Source organism: Enterocloster alcoholdehydrogenati (assembly GCF_013282095.1).
GTDB classification, from domain to species: Bacteria; Bacillota; Clostridia; order Lachnospirales; family Lachnospiraceae; genus Enterocloster; species Enterocloster alcoholdehydrogenati.
In genome coordinates this window covers 51064-74783 of record NZ_BLTJ01000008.1, presented here as the reverse complement: position 1 = coordinate 74783, position 23720 = coordinate 51064, and the positions used below count along the sequence as shown (strand labels likewise).

The 23720-nt window shown below is 49.8% G+C and carries 19 protein-coding genes; 9 read left to right on the top strand and 10 right to left on the bottom strand.

Translation table 11 applies throughout. The annotated features are described in order from the left end of the window. Positions 1-216: 216 nt before the first annotated feature. A complete protein-coding gene (locus tag HW447_RS10535; RefSeq protein WP_176255228.1) occupies positions 217-483 on the top strand; it encodes a hypothetical protein in 267 nt (88 codons plus the stop codon). 90 nt (positions 484-573) lie between these two features. Here the strand turns inward: HW447_RS10535 and HW447_RS10530 are convergent, their stop codons facing one another. Next, entirely contained in the window at positions 574-2883 is a 2310-nt protein-coding gene (locus HW447_RS10530) for an EAL domain-containing protein (RefSeq protein ID WP_176255227.1), read from the bottom strand. A 231-nt stretch (positions 2884-3114) separates the two neighbouring features. Between HW447_RS10530 and HW447_RS10525 the strand changes: the two genes are divergently transcribed. After that, a complete protein-coding gene (locus HW447_RS10525; RefSeq protein ID WP_176255226.1) occupies positions 3115-3756 on the top strand; it encodes an RpiB/LacA/LacB family sugar-phosphate isomerase in 642 nt (213 codons plus the stop codon). Between the two features lie 103 nt (positions 3757-3859). On the opposite strand, the gene HW447_RS10520 is transcribed toward HW447_RS10525, so the two are convergent. The 6 genes from HW447_RS10520 to HW447_RS10495 form a co-directional block, all read right to left on the bottom strand. After that, positions 3860-4594: an OmpA/MotB family protein gene (locus HW447_RS10520; protein WP_176255225.1), complete on the bottom strand. Its 735-nt coding sequence runs from the start codon at positions 4592-4594 to the stop codon at positions 3860-3862. 11 nt (positions 4595-4605) lie between these two features. Further along, positions 4606-5412 (bottom strand): motility protein A, encoded by an 807-nt coding sequence (locus HW447_RS10515; protein WP_176255224.1) that lies wholly within the window; start codon positions 5410-5412, stop codon positions 4606-4608. Positions 5413-5630: 218 nt separating this feature from the next. Next, a complete protein-coding gene (gene tkt, locus HW447_RS10510) occupies positions 5631-7616 on the bottom strand; it encodes a transketolase (RefSeq protein ID WP_176255223.1) in 1986 nt (661 codons plus the stop codon). A gap of 227 nt (positions 7617-7843) precedes the next feature. After that, positions 7844-9193, bottom strand: coding sequence for a glucose-6-phosphate isomerase (locus tag HW447_RS10505; protein WP_176255222.1), 1350 nt, complete (start codon positions 9191-9193; stop codon positions 7844-7846). Between the two features lie 127 nt (positions 9194-9320). Further along, positions 9321-10094 (bottom strand): hypothetical protein, encoded by a 774-nt coding sequence (locus HW447_RS10500; RefSeq protein ID WP_176255221.1) that lies wholly within the window; start codon positions 10092-10094, stop codon positions 9321-9323. Between the two features lie 290 nt (positions 10095-10384). After that, entirely contained in the window at positions 10385-11080 is a 696-nt protein-coding gene (locus HW447_RS10495; RefSeq protein ID WP_176255220.1) for a 5'-methylthioadenosine/adenosylhomocysteine nucleosidase, read from the bottom strand. A gap of 225 nt (positions 11081-11305) precedes the next feature. Between HW447_RS10495 and HW447_RS10490 the strand changes: the two genes are divergently transcribed. The 6 genes from HW447_RS10490 (at position 11306) to HW447_RS10465 (ending at position 16665) form a co-directional block, all read left to right on the top strand. Continuing rightward, positions 11306-11554 carry a TIGR03905 family TSCPD domain-containing protein gene (locus HW447_RS10490; protein ID WP_176255219.1) on the top strand — a complete coding sequence of 83 codons (249 nt, stop codon included), beginning with the start codon at positions 11306-11308 and terminating at the stop codon, positions 11552-11554. A gap of 107 nt (positions 11555-11661) precedes the next feature. Then, entirely contained in the window at positions 11662-14667 is a 3006-nt protein-coding gene (locus HW447_RS10485) for an insulinase family protein (protein ID WP_243176272.1), read from the top strand. A 429-nt stretch (positions 14668-15096) separates the two neighbouring features. After that, a complete protein-coding gene (locus tag HW447_RS10480; protein ID WP_176255218.1) occupies positions 15097-15417 on the top strand; it encodes a PadR family transcriptional regulator in 321 nt (106 codons plus the stop codon). Beyond that, positions 15414-16199 carry an HAAS signaling domain-containing protein gene (locus HW447_RS10475; RefSeq protein ID WP_176255217.1) on the top strand — a complete coding sequence of 262 codons (786 nt, stop codon included), beginning with the start codon at positions 15414-15416 and terminating at the stop codon, positions 16197-16199. Before HW447_RS10480 ends, HW447_RS10475 begins: the two co-directional genes overlap by 4 nt. After that, the gene (locus HW447_RS10470) at positions 16196-16357 is read left to right on the top strand and encodes a hypothetical protein (RefSeq protein ID WP_176255216.1); all 162 of its coding nucleotides are present in this window, start codon (positions 16196-16198) and stop codon (positions 16355-16357) included. The genes HW447_RS10475 and HW447_RS10470 overlap by 4 nt, the downstream gene beginning before the upstream one ends. Before the next feature lie 110 nt (positions 16358-16467). Next, positions 16468-16665 carry a PspC domain-containing protein gene (locus tag HW447_RS10465; protein ID WP_176255215.1) on the top strand — a complete coding sequence of 66 codons (198 nt, stop codon included), beginning with the start codon at positions 16468-16470 and terminating at the stop codon, positions 16663-16665. A gap of 115 nt (positions 16666-16780) precedes the next feature. Here HW447_RS10465 and HW447_RS10460 read toward each other — a convergent pair whose 3' ends face one another. Both HW447_RS10460 and HW447_RS10455 read right to left on the bottom strand, forming a co-directional pair. Further along, positions 16781-19063 (bottom strand): ribonucleoside-diphosphate reductase subunit alpha, encoded by a 2283-nt coding sequence (locus tag HW447_RS10460; protein ID WP_207714808.1) that lies wholly within the window; start codon positions 19061-19063, stop codon positions 16781-16783. A gap of 112 nt (positions 19064-19175) precedes the next feature. After that, entirely contained in the window at positions 19176-20219 is a 1044-nt protein-coding gene (locus HW447_RS10455; protein ID WP_176255213.1) for a ribonucleotide-diphosphate reductase subunit beta, read from the bottom strand. Between the two features lie 160 nt (positions 20220-20379). On the opposite strand from HW447_RS10455, the gene HW447_RS10450 reads away from it, so the two are divergent. Further along, positions 20380-21255: a DUF3881 family protein gene (locus HW447_RS10450; protein ID WP_176255212.1), complete on the top strand. Its 876-nt coding sequence runs from the start codon at positions 20380-20382 to the stop codon at positions 21253-21255. A gap of 25 nt (positions 21256-21280) precedes the next feature. Here the strand turns inward: HW447_RS10450 and HW447_RS10445 are convergent, their stop codons facing one another. Beyond that, positions 21281-23530, bottom strand: coding sequence for a bifunctional diguanylate cyclase/phosphodiesterase (locus HW447_RS10445; RefSeq protein ID WP_176255211.1), 2250 nt, complete (start codon positions 23528-23530; stop codon positions 21281-21283). Positions 23531-23720 lie beyond the last annotated feature (190 nt).

Sequence of the window (23720 nt, the reverse complement as noted above, 5' to 3'; positions counted from 1 at the left end):
TATGTCCTCCTTGTAAATCCTGACGCTCCCAGATGGTCTGCAAACGCCATTCTTTCGTGATCTTCTTTCCATAGCTTACTACAAATTAACCCTGCGGGCAAGAGATGGGCCGATTTTCCATCTCTGATTTTTGGAAAATGAGCCTTCACGCAGCCCCCATTGTTATGCTATACTAAAGCACAGACAAATATACGCCTTCAGAAAAAGGAGATTATTATGTTCAGAATGTGGGGTAAACTCATAAAAGACAACCATCTGATAAAGGATATGACCGTCTGCCGGAGCGACTATTCCCAGTCCCGGACCCAGATGGTATTTGACTGCCTGGATGAGATATGCTGCGACTTTGACCTGGAAAAGCCCATATGGCTGGATTCCAATGTAAAGGACTTCCAGCTTCACGCAAAAACCCGGTTCGGCCGGGATCATTTCATCGAATCCATTGACTTTGATTATCTGGAAATACAGGTCATTGAGGAATAAAAGACGCACCAAAAACTCCTGCCTGCGGCAGCATTTTCTGGGGACACACGCAAAAGAGGCCAGCCCGTCGGGACTGGTCTTTCATCTTTTCTATCCGTCATATCTGTCATAATCAAACGCCTCGATCCACCGCTCAAATTCATCCGCTGGAAGAGGTTTTGAAAAAAAATATCCCTGAACAATATTACAGCCTGTCGTTTTTAAATATGCGATCTGATCCCCTGTCTCAATTCCCTCTGCCACTGTTTTGATGTTCAGAGCCTTAGCCAGGTTCATAACGCAGGAGATAATGCTGCGGGCCTTCTGATCCTTCAGATCAAGGAAAAAGGAACGATCCAGCTTAAGCACATCCGTATCAAACTCCCGCATCAGAGAAAGAGAAGAATATCCCACGCCAAAATCATCGATGGAACAGCGAAAGCCGTATTCATGGATCTGTTTTACGCCTTCTCTCACCTTCTGTAAATGAGCATCATCTAAAAATATAGACTCGGTCAGTTCAAACTCAATCAACTCTCTTGGGATCTGATACCGGTCTGTAATCTCCACGAACCGTTCCAGAAAATGAGTTTCTGTGAAATGAACCCGTGAAAGGTTGACAGACACCGGAAAGCAGGGATTCCCCCTGTCTATCCATGTACGCATCCATTCACAGGTGCGCTCGCATACATACCGATCCAGTGTCCGAATCTTGTCACCTGCCTCTAAAAGAGGAATAAAAACAGCCGGAGAAAGCAGTCCGCGCTCTGGGTGCTGCCAGCGCACCAGAGCCTCTGCGCCTTCCACCTTCTTTGTTCTGAGGCTTACCTTTGGCTGAAAATAAACCTTAAAGTCCTGACTTCCAATAGCCTCTTCAAACTGGTCATTCAGTTCTCTTTCGTCCTGAAGCCGTTTTGCCAGTTCTCTGCTGTAGCACACACAGGTTCCGTCTTCCCCTTTGGGGCTGCTTTTTGCCGCAAGCCGGGCCTGATCCTGAACCGCAGTAAAATCGGTATCATTATTTTCAATAAAACTGGCTCCCTGACGAAAGATCATCCGATATCTGGGAAGTCCAGGATCTGCAAGCGGCCCATACGCATTTATATCCTCTATGATCTCATTCAGCCGTACCTGAAGAGCAGCAGGCTCCCGTTCCTGCAGGCAGAGGAAAAAATGATCCATCTCACTGCGGACGGCAAACTCCCCATTTTCCTTATTCAGGCAGGAAATGATAACCCTGTAAAAATACTTCAGCATCTCACTGCCTTTTTGCTCACCATGCTTCTCATTGATATGTTTGAAATCCACCACATCCAGAAGAACGACCACATACTGCCCTGCTTTTCCCGCCTGGCACAGCGCCTCATATTTCATCTGAAAATCCAGCTTATTTCCTCCGTCTGTCACATCATCAGAAAATGCAAGCCTTTCCAGAAAATTCGTCATGGCGTCATGGCTTTTAAAAAATGCGGCGGAAAAACAGCCAAGAATTGCAAGCAGCGCAAGCTCATAAGCCAGCGCCCGGACTACATATCCCTCTGAAATACTGGAAAATAAATTGGAAGGCACTATAGATACCATGGCCCAGTCATTGATGCCTAATGGATCATAGGATAAGTAAACATCCCTTTGGCCTTTCACAGAAATTGAAAATACGCCGCCGCGGCCTGCACGAAGGTTTTTCTTCATCTGTTTCATGTCATTTTCTATAGGGATTCCATAATCGGGATTTTCAAACAGGGCATATGCTTTCTCGCGAGCGCCCTTATCCTCTGAAGACAGGATAATATTCCCCTCATGGTCAATAATACAGCTGTAGCTCTGTCCCTCAAAAATCTCGTCTGTAAGGATATTCTGCATCGCAGCCTGCTCATTTCCCCCCAGAAAGTATCCCACCGTCTTTGCGCCTTCCCGAAGAGCTGCCGCATAGATTACATAGCCATCTTGAAACGCCACTGTCCCGCTTTCATTTGTCAGAGAACGTTTAACCACCGTAAGATTTCCTATCTCCTGTCCATCCTCACTGACATGGCCCTGGGAACTGCCGGAGGTATATACCTTTCCGTTTTCTAAATCACAGTATATGATAAAGTCCAGACCGCACACACCGCGTTTGCGGTCTAAAAATTCCTGTGTATCTTCCTTTGAGATTCTTAAAACAGAATCACTGATATTGTTTACAAGGGTCAGTTTTTCCCTGATATGGCGGGCTGCCAGCCTGGTCAGCTGAGCCGTGTAACGGTCTACATACCCTAAAGCATTATCTGCCGCCTGCCTCCTCATGGAAATGATATTAACCCCTGAAAAAATAATCAGTATCAGCGACAGCGTTATCAGCCAAATAAGCTGATTTTTTCTCTTCTTCTGCATTTTTTCTATGGAACTTGAATATTGCTGTCTGATTTTTTGATAATTATCCATGGCCTGTCTCCCTATCTGCCTGTATAGCAGGGGTACTTATTGCATAATAAAAATTTGCTTATCTAAAATAGTACCCAAAACAAGGGCAAAAATCAACCTGTTTTTGCTTATGATCTTAGTATTATGTAAAACCATATTTTCCTAATACTTCTATTTTGTACTTCCTTTCTTCTGCGCTCTGTAGTATGATTAGGGGGACAGATATTATTTTTTAAGGAGAAGAGAATCATCATGAAAATTGCACTGATCAATGAGAACAGCCAGGCAGGGAAAAATTCAATGATCTGCGAAAGCTTAAAGAAAATCGTAGAACCCATGGGCCATGAAGTTTTTAATTATGGTATGTACACCGCTGAGGATGAGACACAGCTGACCTACGTTATGTGCGGCCTGCTGTCCGCGATCCTGTTAAACTCCAAGGCTGCTGATTATGTAGTTACCGGCTGCGGTACAGGAGAAGGCGCCATGTTAGCCTGCAACTCCTTCCCCGGCGTACTCTGCGGCCACATCGTGGATGTAGAAGATGCTTATATGTTCGCTCAGATCAACGACGGAAACGCAATCGCAATGCCGTTTGCCAAGGGCTTTGGCTGGGGCGCTGAACTGCACCTGCAGTATGTGTTTGAGAAACTTTTCGGCTGCGAAAGCGGCGGCGGCTACCCCAAGGAGCGCGTCATCCCAGAGCAGCGCAATAAGAAAATCTTAGATGAGGTTAAGAAGATTACTCATACCGACATCATGACCATCTTAAAGAACATCGATCAGGATTTCTTAAAGACTGCCATCAGCGGCGAGAAGTTCCAGGAGTACTTCTTCGCAAACTGCCAGGTAGCTGAGATTGCCGAGTATTTGAGGGGTGTGCTGAACGCTTAATCGGCTCTGCACAATAAAATATGGCAAATAAAAAGAGGCGTCCGGCAGATTCCGAAGAAAACCCTTCGGCCATCTGCTTAACGCCTCTTTTTTATATTCCATCCTAATTAGCGGAATCGGTAATCGTAATCTCTACCCGGCGGTTTTTTGCCCGCCCTTCTTTTGTACTGTTGTCAGCAATCGGATGGTAATGGGAATTTCCCTCAATGGACATCTTATCCGGCATAAGGCCTGCTGCGGTCAGCTCATTCAATACCTTGACCGCACGGTCCACGGAAAGCTGCCATGAATCCCTCTCATTGGCCGCATCGCGATTTCCCAGATCGGCTGTATTTCCCGTGATCGTGATATGGTTCACTCCGCCATATACCTTCTGGATTGCAGAGCTTACCTTCTCCAGCGTCGGAAGGCTCTCCTGACTTAACTGCGAAGAGTTTCCCTCAAACAAAAGGGCATCCCTCAAACGAATCGAAATGGAATGCTCCGTCCGTTCAAGCTGCATATCGTTTTCAAGATTCTCCTCTCGGATATAGCCGTTCAGCTGATCATAAATGCTCTGCAGCGGATCCAGAGAAGCCAGATCCGTGGCCGTTCCGTTTCCTTCCCCGGTTCCCGTGCCTGTACCTGTGCCCGCGCCCGCCTCACTGGCAGACCCGTTAAAAGCATTTGAAAGAGCCTGAGACATAGCCTGCATTTTGGCCTGATTTTCCGTACTCATTCCATACATGATAATAAACAAGGCCAGCAGAAGCGTGATCATATCCGAATATGTAAGAAGCCAGCGTTCACTGTTTTCGTGTCCGCCTTCCTCCTCTTCACTGCGTCGTTTCCGTGCCATGATTTCACCTCCTAGTTTTCAATACCGGCCTTATAGTTCTTATGACCATCCGGAAATGCCTGATAATACATGGAAAGTTCATTTTCCATACTGCGGGCAACCTCTCCCTTGGAGATCATACAAACGCCGTCGATAATAATTTCTTTCTGGATAATACTCTTCTTTGTCAGCATCTTCATCTTGTTCGCAATCGGAAGATAAACGATATTGGAAAGGCTGACGCCATACAAAGTTGCAATAAACGCCGTACTGATCTTTTCCGCCAGCTCGGCAGAATCGCCGAAGCCTGCGGCAAGCACGACTACAAGGCTCATTACCGTACCGATAACGCCCATTGTGGGAGAATAGCCCCCGGCAGATTCAAATACGCTGGCCTCAACTGCCTTTTGTGTGGAAAATGCATGAAGCTCAGACTCCAGGACATACTGGATATCCTCTTCATTTTTACCATCCTGCAAAAGAACCAGCCCCTCTTTCAGAAGCAGCATATCTTCTCTTTGCAGTTCCGGATCCTGGACAATGGTATCCAGGGCAGTAATGCCCTCTGTGCGGTATTTTGCCGCAATCTCAAGTATCTTATCGATCAGCTTTTTTGTGCTGGTAGAATTGGGCTGGCGAAACGTTTTTCCCAGATATTTAAATGACTGAAGAATATCCCTCAGGGAAAACGACGCAACCGTTGCGCCTATGGTGCCGCCTATTACGATGAGAGCCGGGCTGAAAAGCATAAGACTGACTAATTTTCCGCCTTCCAGCGTATAACCCGTCAAGAGAGCGGCAAGTCCTACGACTATTCCGATGATCAATGATGGTTCCATTCTGTTATCCTCCTGCTGATTTACATTCTTTTCTACGTTATTCAGGGCAGGCTGCTCTCCTGCGTCTGATATCCGCAAATTTTTATTCCTGATTATACATGGAACATATACAGATATCACAGCGCTCCACGTGTTAAAAAGTTGTGAAAATTGTCCAAAAAAACAGCCAATATATCCCCTAAAGCATATATCGGCTGTTTTTTATATTTTATTCAAATTTAGAGACTCTTAACCACCTCAGCCACATGAGCCGCAGTAAAACCAAATTTCTCGAACAGTTCATTTGCTGGGCCGGAAGCTCCAAAACCTTCCATGCAGACGGAAGCTCCGTCTAAACCTATATATCTGCCCCACCCAAAGTCAGACAGCGCCTCTACGGCAACTCTCTTTCTCACAGCCTTTGGAAGCACAGACTCTTTATATTCTGCCGTCTGCTCCTCAAATACATCCATACACGGCATGGAAACGACTCTTACATCCATTCCCTCTGCCAGAAGCAGTTTCCTTGCCTCTACCGCCAGGCTTACTTCTGATCCCGTTGCAATAATGATGGCATCCGGCGTCTCCTTGGAGGAATCTTCCAGAACATAAGCGCCCTTTAAAGCAGCCTTTCCAGTTCCTTCCAGCTGTGGAAGGTTCTGTCTGGTGAGCACCAGCGCGGTTGGCGTTTCCTTAGAAGTCACTGCTGCATACCAGGCAGCCGCCGTTTCCCTGGCATCCGCAGGGCGGAATACATGGAAATTTGGCATGGAACGCAGCATAGCCAGCTGCTCGATGGGCTCGTGGGTCGGTCCATCCTCGCCTACGCCGATACTGTCGTGGGTCAGAACGTAGGTCAAAGGCGCCTTCATCAGGGAGGACAATCTTGCCACAGGCTTCATGTAATCACTGAATACAAAGAAGGTAGCAACATAGGGAAGCACGCCGCCATGCAGCGCCAGGCCATTTCCGATTGCCGCCATAGCCTGCTCGCGGACGCCGAAGTGCAGGTTCTTTCCGGCGCGGTCCTCTCTGGAAAAATCCCCTTCTCCCTTTAAAGCTGTCTTATTGGAGGGAGCCAGGTCAGCGGAGCCGCCAAAGAGGTTTGGAACCGCCTTGTTGATGCGGTTTAACAGTTCTCCGGAAATATTTCTGGTAGCCTGAGGCTTGTCCTCAAATGTCCAGAACTCGTCCTGGTCATAAAGTTTCTCAGCCAGCGTCCTGTCGTGGTACTGATCCCAAAGCTCCTTCATCTCAGGATACTTCTCACAATACTGAGCAAAGCGTGCCTTCCACGCCTCCTCAGGCGCCTTCAGACGCTCTTTGACCGTTTCCATGTGATCGTAAACATCCTGAGGAACGAAGAAGGATTCTTTGCTCTCCCAGCCGATATTTTCTTTTAATGCAAGCACATTGTCCCCGCCCAGAGGCTCGCCGTGAGCGGAAGCCTTGCCCTGCTTTGCCGGGCAGCCATAGCCGATCTGTGTGCGAACGATGATCACAGATGGCCGCTCCGTATCTGCCTTAGCGGCCTCAAGGGCTGCGCCGATGGCGTCAAAATCATTGCCATCCTCTACCCTGAATACGCCGAAGCCGTATGCCTCCATGCGCTTTGCCACATCCTCCGTAAAAGCGATATCTGTGTCTCCCTCGATGGAGATCTTATTGGAATCGTAGATCACGATCAGTTTCCCAAGCCCAAGAGTGCCTGCCAGAGAGAATGCTTCCGAGGAAAGTCCCTCCATCATACATCCGTCCCCGCCCAGTACATAGGTATAGTGGTCAACAATCCGGCAGTCCTCCTTGTTAAATACAGCAGCCAGATGGGCCTCTGCCATGGCCATACCCACTGCCATGCCCATGCCCTGACCAAGAGGCCCTGTAGTGGCCTCTACCCCTACGGTATGACCGTACTCCGGGTGGCCCGGTGTCAGGGAACCGGTCTGGCGGAAGTTTTTGATATCTTCAATGGAGAGGTTTCCGTATCCAAAGAGATGGAACAGAGAGTATAACAGCATGGAGCCGTGACCTCCCGATAATACAAAACGGTCCCTGTCGGCCCACTGCGGGTCTGCCGGATTGTGTTTCATATGTTCTGCCCACAGTTCGTAGGCGATAGAGGCGCAGCCTAAAGGAAGTCCCGGATGGCCGGACTTTGCCTTTTCAATGGCGTCCGCAGAGAGTACGCGGATGGCATTGGCGGTTTTGGTCTTGATCATTTCCATGATCGTTCTCCTTTCTCGTGTGTCATGTATGGTGTTTTGCATTTCTATAAACCAGTATTACACTTAATCTTAACATTTCATTACCATTCCGTCTAGGCCCTGTTTGGAATTTTGTAATGCGAATTTTCTGAGTATATGAACGTATCTGTTCGACTTGTTATTCCATATAAATAAAAAACCGCTCCCGTTCCCAAAACAGGGATCCGGAAGCGGCTTTTGCCGTTCGGTTACAGTCTCTTTAACAGTTCTTCTCTCTGGGCCTCATAACCTGGCTTTCCAAGGAGCGCAAACATATTTTTCTTATAGCTTTCAACGCCCGGCTGGTTGAATGGATTGATACCCAGGATATAGCCGCTGACGCCGCAGGCAAACTCGAAGAAATAGAACAGCTCGCCTAAATAGAACTCATTCTGCTCCGGAATCTTTACCATAAGGTTCGGCACACTGCCGTCGGTGTGAGCCAGAATGGTTCCGTTCATGGCGCTCTTGTTTACAAAATCCACGCTCTTTCCTGCCAGGTAGTTCATACCGTCTGTATCCACATCTTCTTTATTCAGAAGGATCTCGGCCGGAGATTCCTCTACATTGATCACGGTCTCAAACATGATGCGGGCACCGTCCTGAATGAACTGGCCCATAGAGTGAAGATCAGTGGTCAGATCAACGGCTGCGGGGAACAGACCCCGGTTGTCCTTACCCTCGCTTTCGCCGAAAAGCTGCTTCCACCACTCGGATACATAGTGGAGGCTTGGCTCATAGTTTGCCACGATCTCTACGGTCTTTCCCTTGCGCAGCAGGATATTGCGGACTGCGGCATATAAAAGAGCGGAGTTGGATTCATAGGGAGTTTCCAGGGCCTTCTTCCGGCCGGAAGCAGCACCCTCCATCAGCCTGTCGATATCAGCGCCGCTGACTGCAATGGGAAGAAGGCCTACAGCGGTCAGTACGGAGAAGCGGCCGCCTACGTCATCCGGCACTACGAACTCCTCGTAGCCTTCCTCGTCTGCCAGATTCTTTAACGCGCCTCTTGCCTTATCTGTGGTTGCGTAGATACGCTTTGCTGCCTCTTCTTTTCCATATTTTTCAGTCAGCATTTCCTTAAACACACGGAATGCTATGGCCGGTTCTGTGGTTGTTCCCGACTTGGAAATGATATTGATGGAGAAATCCTTTCCCGCCAACACCTGCTTCAGATCCGCAATATACTTACTGCTGATGCTGTTTCCCACGAAATAGATCTCCGGGGTTTTGCGAACCTCCTTTGGAAGCACATTGTAAAAACTGTTGGTCAGAAATTCAATGGCCGCCCTGGCTCCCAGATAGGAACCTCCGATGCCGATCACTAACAGCACATCGGAATCCCCCTGGATCTTTGCCGCTGCTTTTTTAATCCGTGCAAACTCATCCCTGTCATAATCAACGGGCAGGTCGATCCATCCCAGAAAATCGTTTCCTGCGCCTGATTTATTCACCAGCGTATCCTTCGCACTCATAACAGTGGTCTTAAAATTCTCCATCTCTTCCGCGGAAATAAACTCTGCTGCCCTGGAATAATCAAAAACTACTTCCTTTCCCATAACTCGCGCTCTCCTTTTCTTATGTCCACAGGCATATAAGGGCCTGTGGCTGATATTGCCGCGGTTTTGCCCGCTTATGGCCCGATTATACCATATTTTATTCTACAATTCCATTTTTTTTATCATTTCAGGAAATAAATCCCTTTAACATCTCTCCCAGCATCCGCTTCTGATCGGGATTTAAGTCCTGAAGCCAGTTCTCACCCGATCGGTCCTCCCTGGCATCGCGGCTTACCTCCCTCAGGTTCTCTCTGCTGGCCGCTGTCTGCTCAGCGCTGCGCCTTGCATGGGCGCCGGATCTGCGGTCTCTCCCGATACTGCGCACCGGTGCCTGTTCCCTGCGCTCCTCCTCTGCGGGAAGAGCAGGCTGCTGGTCTGTAGTATTTTCACGCTCCAGCCGGGACCACATGGCGTTTTCCAGCTGATCCTGGAGACAGGTGAGAAGATGCTGACGTTTTTCCTCCAGATTTACACCGTAATCCGCAAACATAGTGACCATGCCTCCAAAGATCCCCATGACGCCGTACAGGACAATGTAGTAATTGTCACTTCTATACCAATAGGAAAGGAAAGCCGCCGCTCCTCCTGCCAGAAAGCACAGAAGAGTCAGCTGGCCGCCAAGGCTCTCAAGCCCCCGCAGGCTCATGCCCATGAAACGCAGGCTGTAAAGCTGGCGTTCCAGATAAACTCTGGTGTTGCTCATTCCCATATTGATTCTGTATGTATCCTCTGCATTCTGACGCAGGGTGCGCAGATATCGGTTTTTTGTAAGAGCCAGATTGGCGCTTTCCCGAATCAGCCGTTTATAGAAGCCTCCCGCTGCCAGCCTTACAAAAATACCTCCCAGGCAGATCGCCGCCAGCACGTATAAAGCTCTTCCTGTCTGTAAAAAACTCATCATAACCAATTCCCCTTTCTATTGCTTATCTCTGCCGCCTGCGCCTGGGGACAAATGTTCCCGCGCGGCCATAGCGGCTCCTATGGCAGCCCTGGCGGCTGCCTTACCGTCCGGCGGCCGCCCCTGCAGGTCTGGATCATTTTTAAAAATGCTCCGAGCGGCTCCGGTAAGGTCTATTATAGTCAGGGGATCCGATTTGGGAAGTTGAGAACCCCTAGAATCGTTCGTCAAATTCCCCCACGAAACGATTCTCAAGGGAGGAAAAGGGCTTTATAGCCGTTAAAGTCCCGGGGTTACCCCATGCAGCGCACCATCTCCGCCATCAGACGGACGCTGTGGCGGATCGCCTGAGCCTCAAATACCGGATAGTCTACGCCCGCACTGTCATCCGCCTTATCTGAGATCGCACGCACGATCAGAAACGGAATCCTGTTAAAATAGCATACCTGAGCAATGGCGGCTCCTTCCATCTCTGTACACATACCGGAAAATGTCTCCCGAATCCACTTCTTTTTCTCCTTATCAGAAATAAACTGGTCCCCAGAAACCACACGGCCTGCAAAGACATTGATCTCAGGGTTTACCCGACGGCAGCACTCCTCTGCCAGACGCACCAGTTCTCCCTCTGCGGGGAAAGATAAGGTATCCACTCTGGGGATCTGCCCTGCCTCATATCCAAAGGCCCCTGCATCCATATCGTGCTGTAAGGCATCGGTAGAAAGCACTATATCCCCGATGTTGATTTCTGCATCCAGAGAACCGGCAATTCCGGTATTGATGATACAGGACGGAGCATAGCGGTCAGCCAGAAGCTGGGCGCACATAGCCGCATTTACCTTCCCAATACCGGAGCGCACCACTACCGTATCTTTTCCCTCCAGTTTTCCCTTATAAAACTCCATGGACGCCCATCGTTCCACCTGTACCTCCGTCATTCTTTCCTTTAACATTGCCACTTCCTCATCCATGGCTCCAATAATCGCTATCATGTTCATTTCCTCCTTCATCTATCCTGTTCTGCGCACACACGCTTTCGTCCATTATACTGTGCCCTGCCCCTTTTTTTCAACCATCTTCTTGACAATCCATCTTCCTTGGGGCATAATCGAATTTACCATCAGCAGATCAGGGGCACACGCCCCGTCTGCCCGGTGAAAATACAATGTGCGCACGGATATATTCCCAACGTACAAATACACATATGGAGGTATCCAATGGCAACATATAAGACACATGGCGTATGTGCCAGAGCCATTTCCTTTGATGTAGAGAACAACAGGCTGGTTAATGTCCAGTTTGCAGGCGGCTGCTCCGGCAATACGCAGGGTGTGGCAAGACTGGTAGAGGGCATGGATGTGGATGAAGCAATCCAGCGTCTGGAGGGTATCCAGTGCGGCCCCCGTCCCACCTCATGTCCTGACCAGCTGGCCCAGGCATTAAAGGAGTATAAGGCGCAGCAGTAAAAACCCTACCCTTAGAGGGAACCGTGTGCTGTACCGATGGCAGGAGTGCCAAAGGTGCAGCATTTTTTGCTCTTAAGGAGCATACCGACCATAATCCAGGAGGATATATGCCTATGTCCAGGCTGCCTGAAACAGGCCAGACTCTGTGGGGTTTTACCGTCACAGAGCGCAATACCATCTCCATGCTGGGGGCGGAGACAGCGGAACTGTTCCATCCCTTCAGCGGAGCCAGACTTTTATATATACATAATGATGACCGAGAGCTGGGGTTTGATCTGATTTACAGAACACCCCAGCTGGATCCGCTGGATTCCAACCATATATTAGAGCATCTGATGCTCTGCTCCTGCCCCAAATATCCCAGCCGGGATGTTTTCTTTGACATGGACAGCAAAAGCTACTCCACCTTTATGAACGGGATTACGGACAATACCTGCACCTGCTACCCGGTCTGCTCCCTGAGCATGGAACAGCTGTTAAAGCTGATGGATGTATTTTTATGCTGCATGGAAGAACCGGATGCCATGAAGGATGACCGTTTTTTCCGCAGGGAAGGCCTGAGGTTTGAGCTGGAGGAGCCTGACGGGGAGCTTTCCATGCTGGGAACGGTGCTCAGCGAGGACTGGGGACATCTCACCGATATACAGGAAAATGCCGACAGCGCGGCAGCAGAAGCACTCTATCAGGGCCAGACGGCAGCTAATCTTTTAGGCCGGCTGCATTTTCATTATAAGGAAATGACCTTTGAAAAGATAAAAAAAGCCTATGAAAACCTGTATGACTACTCCAACTGCCTGATGATCCTTTATGGGGACGCCGATCTGGAAGCAGCGCTCCGTTTTCTGGACGAGAACCATCTGTCCCGTTTTAAGAGCCGCAGCCTTGATCTGCGCCCCTGGTTTCATGAACCGGTGGCTCCCGGCTTTAAAAAGATCCGGGCGGAAAGTCCGGCTTATGAGGGCAGTCCGGCCATCCACTCCTCCATTATTGACTACACGGCAGACCTTTCCGGTTTAAGCCATGAGGATGTGATCTATATGGGATTTCTTGCCGATATGATGAACCAGGATACCTCCCCGATCCAGCGCACGGCCCGTTCACTGGGGCTTAACAATGTGATTGAGGTCTATCTGGACACCGCGTCCCAGCAGCCGTCGCTTAAATTCCGCCTTCAAAACGGGGATGAGGGTCAGGAAGAGACATTTCTAAAGGCAGTACGCCAGGGGCTTATGGAAATCTCTCAAAGCGGAATCCCGGAGGCTTTATACCAGGCAGCCATTAAGGAAAACCGGCTGGCTGACCTTCTCATGGGCGAGACGCCGCATCTGGGCTTTCATCTGTCAGAGGATATCGGGCGGTTCTGGAGCCTGACCGGACGGACGGATTACTATTCTCTGTATGAACAGTCCTTTGAAACCTTCTCCGAGGACAGGGAGCAGGCGATCCTTAAGCGGCTGGCCGCCTGGGCGCTCCATCCGGCAGCCAGCGTACTGTCTGTAACCGTGCCTGTGCCGGGGCTGGCAGAACAGCTGGAAGCCGAGCGCGATACCTGGCTGAAAGAAAAAAAGGCGGGCATGACCCAAGAAGAGCTTTGCTGCCTTATCCAGGAAACCAGGGATTTTAAAGCATGGAGCGCAGCCGATGAGAGCTGCCTGGACTTTCTGATCCGGCCGGAAGAGCTGCCGGAGCCGGAAGAGGATCCTGAGGTTTTCAGTGAAGTCCGCCGGGGGATTCTCTGCTTTGGCTCCCCTTCTCCCCTTCATGGAATCGGCAGCTATCAGCTGTTTTTTGACCTTCAGCAGCTGGAGGCCGAGGACTGGAAGTATCTCACGCTGTATCAGATGCTGCTTACCGAGCTGGATACAGACCGCTTTACCGTAGAACAGCAGAAAAACATGGAACAGGAACTTCTTTATGACTGTACCTTTGATGAACTGTATCCCGGCAGAGAAGCAGGAGAAAACAGCCGCCCCATGATGAGTGTTGCCTGGTCGGGGCTGACCGGGGATTTTGAGACCGGACTTGATTTCCTGCTGGATCTGATGACCGGCGGAAACTACAGTGACCGTGAGACGATTCTGCAGGTGATCGATAAGTATATCCCAGACTATGATATGTCAAAAGGAGAAAACGGGCCTTCCCTGGCCTATAGTCTGGCAGAGCGGTGCATCCGGCAGGACAGCCGTTTCCGCTATCTGTTAAATCCGCCCGAAATCCATGGGTTTTTAAAAGAAATACAGAACCGGCTGACGCTGGAACAGGAACATCCTGAGGATACGGATGCAAGAAAAGCCGGGGAAGAAGTAACAAAGCGGCTGACCGGACTGACGCAAAGGCTGGTCAGCCGCAGAAAGCTGGTCTTTCTGGCATCGGCCGACAGCGAAGCCCTGGAGGATATTCTGGGATCCGCATCCCGTATATTAGAGTCTCTGAACGGCAAAACTGATATGAAAACGTTTTCCCATTCCCTTACACTTCCTGACTGGGATCTGACGCCCGCCCGCCGGACGGCGGCCTGTACCGACAGCCCTCTTCAGGAAATCCGTGTATTAGGTGATTTTAAAGATATGCCGGAGTTTAAGGGACGTTATCTGCCCTATCTGCTGGCAGCGGGAGATAAATATGTAAAGCCCGCTGTTCGTTATCAGGGCAGAGCCTATGACAGCGGTATTGATTTTCTCCTGCCAGGATCCTACTTTACTCTGTGGAGCACCGAGGATCCAGATATCCGCTCTACCCTTTCCGTCTTTCTGCAAACAGGAAAGGCCCTTAAGAATCTGTCCATTACTCCAGAGGATCTCCAGGGCTACATCTTAAGCGCCTACGCCCAGGCCCTTCTGCCTGTGGGCATCCTAAATAACCGGATGCGGGCCATGCGCCGCAGGCTCATGGGGATCTCTGCCAAATATATAAATGAAATGATACGGGATATCCGAAGAAGCTCTGTGAAGGATAAGGAAACGGCGGCTGCCCTCATAGACCGCCTTCTGGCGGCCGGTTCGGTTTCTGCGGTGGGAAACGAAAAAACCATACGGGAAAATGGAGAGCTGTTTGAGGAAATACTGACCCTGCGGGATACAAAGGGCGGTTCCTCTGCCCATACTTCCCCATAAATTGGTTTGAGCCGGCAAGGCTGTCCATACGCCAACCCCGCCGGCTTAGTAATCTATCGTGCAGCTGTCCCGCTGAGAGATCATAAAGGAAAACATATCTATGAGCGCCCTGACGCCTGTTTTCCACTGTGATCTCTCAGCGTCTTCTGCTGCTGTTCTCTATGTAAAAAGCTCTGACTGCTTGTTTATGGCACTAAGTATACAGGTCAATTGTGTCAAAAATTTGACCTCGCAGTTAACACTTTCTAAAATAGCTTAAGAAAATCTAACGAAATCTTTCCTCTTTCTTTGATAATTCTTTCGTTGACGCATAATATTATATGTCATATAATATTGTTGTAAATAACATACAAGCTTTAAAAAGCGTTTCATCTGCGGCCCCAAAAGCCCGGAGGGAATCTAACAAACACACGAAACGGAGGGATGCTTATGGTATTCAATACCGGCTCTGCCCTTCTGGACGCCATTGTGCTGGCAGCCGTTTCCAGAGAGGAAGAAGGAGCTTACGGCTATCGGATCACCCAGCAGGTCCGCGGGGCTATCGATATATCCGAATCCACCCTGTATCCGGTGCTGCGGCGGCTTCAGAAGGACGACTGCCTGGAGGTTTATGACAAGGCCATTGACGGCAGAAACCGGCGCTATTACCGGCTCACAGAACAGGGGCGGCTGCAGCTGCAGCTCTACCGCAGAGAATGGGTGGTCTACTCCCAGAAGATCTCCCGGATCATGAAGGAGGGAGAACATTGAACCGAGACACTTTTATGAAACAGCTTGCATATCTGCTCCAGGATATTGATGATGATGACCGGCAGGATGCCCTAGGATATTATCAGGATTACTTTGATGAGGCAGGATCAGAACATGAAACCGATATCATAAATGAACTGGGAAGCCCTGAGCGGGTGGCTTCTATTGTACGCACCAGCCTTCACAGCAACCCGGATGCGAACGGCGAATTTACCGATTCCGGCTACGAAAATGAACGTTATAAAGATCCGGGGCATGAACTGGCCCGGAGGATGGATTTGCCTGAAACACCGTTTCATAATAAAGGGAACTTTTATGGACGTTTCAGTTCCCGGCCCAACGAGGGTCAGAAAGCTGAAGAGGACGCCCCTCAGGCGGATTCCTCCTATCGATCCCCGAAAAAGTATCCTCTTTTAAAGGCGATCCTGTGGATTATTCTGATCATCGTCGGCGCTCCGCTTCTTCTGGGGATCGGAGGCGGTATCGCAGGCGTACTTACGGGAATCGGAGGCGTGCTGATTATCCTGTTTATCGGTCTTGGACTTATGACCGCAGCAGCTTTCCTTTCCGCCGTCATCATGATTCCCACTGGTATAATATGGCTCTTTATCCATCCCCTGCAGGGAATTTTTACTGCGGGAGCGGGACTGACCGCACTGGGCGCAGGATTTCTTCTTCTCGCCCTCTGCCTGTTATTTTACGGCAGGCTGATCCCCCGTCTGGTCTGCAGCATCATTGAGTGGATCAGCAGCCTGCTTCATAAAGGAAGGTGCAAACGATGAATAGACTGATCCGTTTCTGCGCCATTGCCGGTCTCATTTTCCTTTTGAGCGGCCTGGCCATATCCTCAATCGCCTCCGCTGCCGGAGGAATTTCCTGGTCCCGCCTGCGCCCCCACCATATGGAATGGGTTCTGGACCGTCTGGATGACTGTATATAACCAATCATTTATGAAAACAATAGAATGAATGCAAAGGGTGTCTTTTTCACCGCGTCCCGTCAGACCGGGCCGGATCATGGACACCGCCATACAAAGGAGGCATTACCACTATGAAAAAACAATTATTCCGTTCCACCACCAATCGTATGCTCAGCGGCGTATGCGGAGGCATCGGCGAATATTTAGACATCGATCCCACTCTGATCCGTCTTGTCTGGGCTATCTTTACCTGCGTGACGGTAGGGGCAGGACTGGCGGCTTATATTATCGCAGCCATCATTATCCCGGCAGATAACAATATCCGCTGACAAACCGGCCTGTTTATGTATAAACAATGGGCGCAGCATACCCCATCATAAACAAGAGGCGGCTTCCGGCTGACAGATCAGACGGAAACCGCCTCTTTTATGTTATGCCGGATCCTCAGGAAGAACAGCTTTCACACTCCTCCACCTCCAATGATCTGGAACGGACATAGTAGATGGTCTTTACGCCCTGCTCCCAGGCCTGAAGGTAGAGGTTTAAGACCTGGCGGAAGGTATAGCTGTTGGTGATATAAAGATTCATGCTCTGCGCCTGGTCGATGTGCCGCTGGCGGACGCCGCAGGCTTTTACGCTCCAGGTCTGATCCAGCAGATGGGCATTTTTGTAATACCAGTAGGTTTCCGGCGTCAGCTCCGGGGCAACTCTTGGGAGCATGGCTCCCTTCTTTTCCTCCAGAAAGAACCGGTGCATAACCGGATCAATGCCTGCGGTGGTGCCTGAGAGGATGCTGGTAGAGCTGGTAGGTGCAATGGCCAGAAGATAGGCGTTGCGCATCCCTTTGGCCGCCAGGGCGGCCGTCTGCTCCCAGAGAGGGCCGCTGTAGCCGCGCTTGGCAAAGTACGCCCCTGTCTGCCAGTCGCTGCCCTCAAAGAGAGAATAACTTCCCTTCTCTGCCGCCAGATCAGCGCTGGCCCTGATGGCTGCGCGGCTGATCCTCTCAAAGAGACGATCCACAAAGCTGATATGCTCCTTGCTTTCCCATCGGATCCGGCGTTTCGCCAGCATATGGTGATAGCCGGACACGCCTAGACCGATGCTGCGGTAGGTGCGGTTGGTACGCTCCGCATATGGCAGGGGGTAGAAATTTAAGCCGATCACATTATCCAGCGCCCGGACAGCGGTACAAACCGTATCCTCCAAAACCCCTTCTTCCTCCAGAGGGATATTTCCCAGAGAGAGGCTGGCAAGGTTGCAAACCACGAAATCGCCGGGACGCACCTTCGTTACCACCACCGGATCCCCGTTTTCTGTCTCTATGGTCTGGCTTACCGTTCCCATAGGAGACATATTCTGGGCGATCTCTGTACAGAGATTGGAGCAGTAGATTATTCCTTTATGGCTGTTTGGATTGGCCTTATTCACCGTATCGCGGTTAAAGGCAAACGGAGTTCCCGTCTCCACAGCGGACTTTAAGACCAGACGCACAATGTCCTTGACTGTGACTGTCCTGCGGCTTATGCGCGTGTCCTCCACACATTCCCGATAGCGCTTTTCCCACTCCTCGCCAAAGCTGTCCTCCAGGGCGTAGCCCTTTGCCTGGCGTATCTCATGGGGGCAGAACAGATGCCAGGGAGCATCCAGATCCTCCTTTGCCAGACGCCAGAACAGATCCGGATAGCAGACTGCCGGGAAAATGTCATGGGCTTTCATGCGGTCGTCCCCGTTGTTGGTGCGCAGCTGAAGAAACTCCGGCAGATCCTTGTGCCATGCGTCCAGATAGACCGCCGCCGCACCCTGGCGCATTCCCAGCTGGTCTACTGCCACGGCCGTGTCATTTACAAGGCGGATCCAGCGGATCACACCCCCCGCAGCTCCCTCAAAGCCCCGGATCCGGCTTCCCGCCGCCCGTACCTTTCCGAAATAAAGCCCCATGCCGCCTCCGAACTTGCTGACCTGGGCGAAATTATCAATGCTGCGGTAAATTCCTTCCAAGCTGTCGGGAACGGTATCGATAAAGCAGCTGGACAGCTGATGATACGGCTTTCTGGCATTGGAAAGAGTGGGCGTCGCCATGGTGACATACATCCTGCTGAGCATATCATAAAACTTCCGCACCCAGTAAAGCCGGTCCGTTTTTTCCTCCATGGCAAGGTGAAGGGCGATCCCCAGAAACATCTCCTGAGGCGTTTCCAGCGGTTTCAGGGAACGGCTGTGGATCACATACCGTTTTAAAAGAAGATCCAGACCGGAATAAGTAAAAAGGTGATCCCGCTCCTGACACAGAAAGCCCTCTGCCTCCTGTATCTCCTCTTTTGTATAATGCTCTAAGATGTAATCTCCATAGAGCTTTTCCTCTGTCAGATAACAGAGCTTACTGTAAAAATCCGTGATGCCAAGCTCCTTAAGCCGTCCCGCCAGTTCCCTCCGGAATGAAGACGCCAGCAGACGGGCCGCAATAAACTCCCATCCGGGCGCTTCCACGCTGGTAAGCTCTATGGCGGCCTTTACCAGAGCCGCCCACAATGCCGGTTCTTCCATACCCGGTTTGGCAAAGCTTTTAAATTTATCTGCCAGAAGGTCCAGGGAATAGGCTGGCTCTGTAAAGTCTGAGACAATGCCAGACAGCGTCCTTTCCAATTTCTCCCGCAAACTTACATCTGCAGCATTTTTGGCGTTTTCGTCTCCATGTCCCGGACACTCCCCCTGACCTCCCTCGGCCATCATAATAAAAATCTGTAATATATATTCCATATTGTATCCTTTTCTTTTTACTTAAGCGGACACCTGCCGCCGCTCGCCGCTACAGTCTGCCTATGCTCTGTCCGGCCGCGGCTTACAGGTCATCCACCAGAGCCGTACTCTTGGCGTATGCAGTGCTGCGCGCCTCAAAAAAGTCGGTCTTTACCAGATTTGCGTTGGAATACTGACTCACCCAGGCCATATTCTGGGGTTCTGTGTCGTATCCCTCATAAAGAGTTCCAAAGCCCAGGCCCATCCAGCGCAGATTGCCCAGATAGTAAATATAATCCCGTATCATCTGTACGGTCAGGCCGGGAATACGGTCTCCAATCACATATTCTCCCCAGAGGATCTCCTGGCGGACGCCCTCCATTAAAAGTTCTTTCATCATCTCCACATTTTCCGGTGCAAAAAGTTCGGGACATTCCTGTTTCAGTTCCCTTAAAATATTTCTGAACAGCCACAGATGTGTGTTTTCATCCCGGTTAATATACCGGATCTCCTGGGCTGATCCGGGCATCTTCCCATTGCGGCTTAAGTTGTAAAAGAACATGAAGCCGGAGTAGAAATACACGCCCTCCAGGATATAGTTAGCCATCAGGACCCTCAGAAAGTTAGCCGGGCTTTTATCCTCCTGGAAGGAATTGTAGCAGTCTCCGATAAAGGTGTTTCTCCTTAGAAGATGCTCGTCCGTTTTCCACTGGTATAAAATGGAATCCCGCTCCGTAGGGCTGCATATGGTGTCCAGCATATAGCTGTAGCTCTGGCTGTGTATGCACTCCTGAAAGGTCTGGATATTTAAGCAGAGATTGATCTCATTTGCCGTAATATATTCTCCAATATTGGGAAGGTTTGCCGTTTGAATAGAGTCCAGGAACACCAGAAAGCTTAAGATCTTATCATAGGCCGCCCGCTCGTCATGGCTTAACTCCGGGTAATCCTTCTTATCCTGTCCCAGACTGATCTCCTCCGGTATCCAGAAATTATTCATGGCCTGGCGATACCAGTCCTTGACCCAGGTATAGCGCACATTGTTAAAATCATTTAAGTTGGTCGTATTGCCTCCAATTACCCTCCGTTTTAAAAGGCCTGTATCGCCCTGGGGGTTAAAAAGGGGTTTTTTTGTAAGCTGATCCATTATCGTCCTTTCCATATACGTGTGTCATGATGGTATAATCATATCATGGGCTGTCAATATGCGGGAGGCTTTTTGCGCGAAAACACTGGTAATCTCCCTCAAAGTAGGATATAATGGGCTGAACAGTCTCAAATCAATTTTCAGAAAAGAAGGTGAACTCATGCACAAATATATGCGTACCATTGGATTCAGCCAGTATACGGCACGTCCCGACATGGATAAGCTTCTGCGAAAGCTTTCCAAAGATGCCTCACGTTCCGATATTTTAAAGGGAACCGGAAAAGATACGTTCTGTGAACTGCGGGCCGAGACAGCGCCTGGTATGGGCGTGGCTATTGCGGGCCGTTTAACTGAGCGCGGCACATTTAAGCAGGAATACTATTTCCCCTATGTGGAAAATACCCAGATTACATCACGGGCAGACTGCTCCATCCAGCGCCATACAGAACGGGAAACCTTTGCCGGGCTTCTCGATGAATACCGGGTGGGTATCTCCCTGATCTTTTATATGGAAAATTCCATGGAGTACCGTCTGCGCACGCAGGAGCGTCTGCCCCTTCTTCCAAAAGGCGCCGCTCTTTCCGGCCTGTCTGTTCAGGGCAAGATTCTTCTGCCCGTTCAGAAAACGCTCAAACAGACCGAGGACAGAAAAAAAGCGGCCAGCAAACGCAGCAGCCTCATCGAAGCCGCAAAGCGGGGTGATGAGGACGCCATCGAGACGCTGACCGTAGAAGATATCGACCTGTTTTCTTCCGTATCCCGGCGTGTGGCGCGGGAGGATATCTATTCCATTGTAGAAACCTGTTTTATGCCATCCGGCATTGAATGTGATCAGTATGCCATCATCGGAAATATCCTTTCCGTTGACCGCAGGACCAACCGCATTACCGGTGAGGAGATCCTGCTTCTTGGCCTGGAATGTAATGATCTTAATTTTATGATTGCCGTCAACTCCATGGATCTGATCGGCGAACCGGCAGTGGGACGCCGTTTTAAGGGACAAATCTGGATGCAGGGGAATGTAGCCTTCGACTGATGTCGGCGGGCTGCTCCTCTGTTTTTTATGCCTGATCTGAGGAAATATATGTTTCCGTGAACTCCTTTGCACAAATTGGTTTGCTGTAATAATATCCCTGGCCATAATCGCAGCCTGCCTGAAGGATAATCGCCTCGTCCTCCTTGGTTTCCACGCCCTCTGCCACAGTGATAATCTCCATTTTTCTGGCCAGCTGCGCGATCTGCTCCAGAACGATCTGACGGCGTTCCTTTCTGCTTCCGTGCATCTCCATTAAAAATCCCCGATCCAGCTTCAGCTCGTCTATGTCCAGACTGCTTAGGGTATTAAAAGAAGAATAGCCGCTTCCGAAATCATCCATGGATATTTTAAAACCTTTTTCCTTCAGTTCACTCAGCTTATCATTCAGCCCCTTTGCGTCCTCCAGAGCCATTCCTTCAAGGATTTCCAACGTAATCAAATGGGCCGGGACATGATACCTCTCTATGATCTCACAGAGCTTTTCCACATAACCGTCCTGATAAAATAAAAGCTTGGACTGATTCACAGAAACGGAAATCTCCGCGCCGTACTCATCCATCCAGAAACGGATCTGGCGGCATACCTGTTCCATCATATACATATCAAGCTCCGTACAGAAGCCGTTCTGCTCAAAAAGAGGGATAAAATCACCGGGAAATATCATATTTCCGTCTGCCTTGATCCAGCGCACCAGCGCCTCCGCCCCGCCCAGCTTTCCTGTATTCAGTTCTATCTTGGGCTGAAGGAACAGCTTAAATTCGCCGTCATTTAACGCCTGGTTCATATGGCTCTCGATATAGTTGATCAGTTCCTCCCTTTCATGAAGCTCTGCGTTATAAAACCAAATATCATCCTGCTGTCCCTGTCTGGCTTTATTTAAAGCAAACATTACATGGGTCATTACGTCTTCCCGGTTCATCCTTTCCCGCAGGATGTCGTTCCCTGTGACCACACCCATGTACAGCATGATCCGGTAATGGCGCTGACGATCCTGGAAAATAGTGCTGATCTGCCCGCTTATCTTCTCCAGACGCCGCCGTACCTCTTCCCTGTCAGCAGTTCTGAACAGGATATAAAATTTATCCGCCGTTTCTCTGCAGAAGAATTCATTCTCCTTTATGGCGTCATCCAGCGCACGCTTTACTTCGCAAAGCAGCCGGTTCGCCATCTCATTTCCGAATATTTCGTTGATAAATTTAAATTTGCGGATATTTAGAGCCACTACGCTAAACTCCCTGGTGCTCTGCAGCACCGGTTCCAGCATATCGGAAAAGCGCACCATATTGTACGCCCCTGTCACGGGATCATAATAGGCAAGTTTTAATAAATCCCTGCTGCTCTTTTTCAGCATACGATATCCCTGGAAGATACAGCAGTTAGCTATAATTACAATCATAATGAACAGCATCCGCGTGATCATCATGTTGTGATACATAGGCTCATTCATTCCGCGCCCGGTAACTGCAAACAGCAGATACCAGTCATTCAGGCCCAGTGGCTGCGCATATGCCTGGCAGTCCGTACCCTGATGGTCTAATTTGAGGAAAATGTTCTCCTGCTTTCCAGCCGCCTCGCGGAAAGCCGCCTTTTCCTCTTCGGACATAAGCTCCCCGTCCCCACAGTTTCCATCACGAAGCACAATATCTGCATCCGGCCCTATTATATAGACACTGCCCTGATCGCTGAACCGCCCCTTATCCTTTAGGATATCCAGCAATACCGATACGCTGTCGCAGGCCGTCAGCGCTCCGACCACCTGGTCATCCTTCCATACCGGCACCGCATAGGCGATAAACTCCTTTTTCTCCGGGCCGTCACGATAGACCCCTGAAACTGCCGTTTCACCCTGCCAGGCCTCTTTTATCAGCTGGTACACAGCCGGGGCGGTCTGATCGGCCTTCAGATCCTGTTCTATGGGGCCGTTGATCGTCACGCGTATTCCGCTCCCATCCTTTTCAAAATAGCCCATTCGAATAAAGCTGTTCTGATTGTTCGACTCATACAGGCTCTTAGCAAATTTATCCGCATCCATGGAGTTGCTGAACTCCATAAAACTGGACAAAGTCGCCAGCGTCTGGATATCTGCATCGATCTTTCTTTCTATATTCGCTTTGTACTGAACCGTCTCAGCTGCCATCTGCTCATTAAGGGATCCTTTAAACATATTATCTAAAAGCGCTGCGGCAATACCGCCGCCCACCGTTAGGGCAATACTGATCAAAACGCAGAAAAGGGTAAGCCGTCTCAGCCGCCTTTGCATCCATTTTTCATCCATTTCTATACCCGATCCTTTCGTCTCCCCCTGATTTATTTTAAAATAATAACATTTTCATGACTGTTAATCAACATAAAATGCCATTTGTTACCGATTTATCCCATTACTTTCATTTTTTAATTCACAGACCAAATTTTTAAGGCTTATTTTAGGTTTCTGCGTTATAATATTTTATATTGTCGGCGGACAA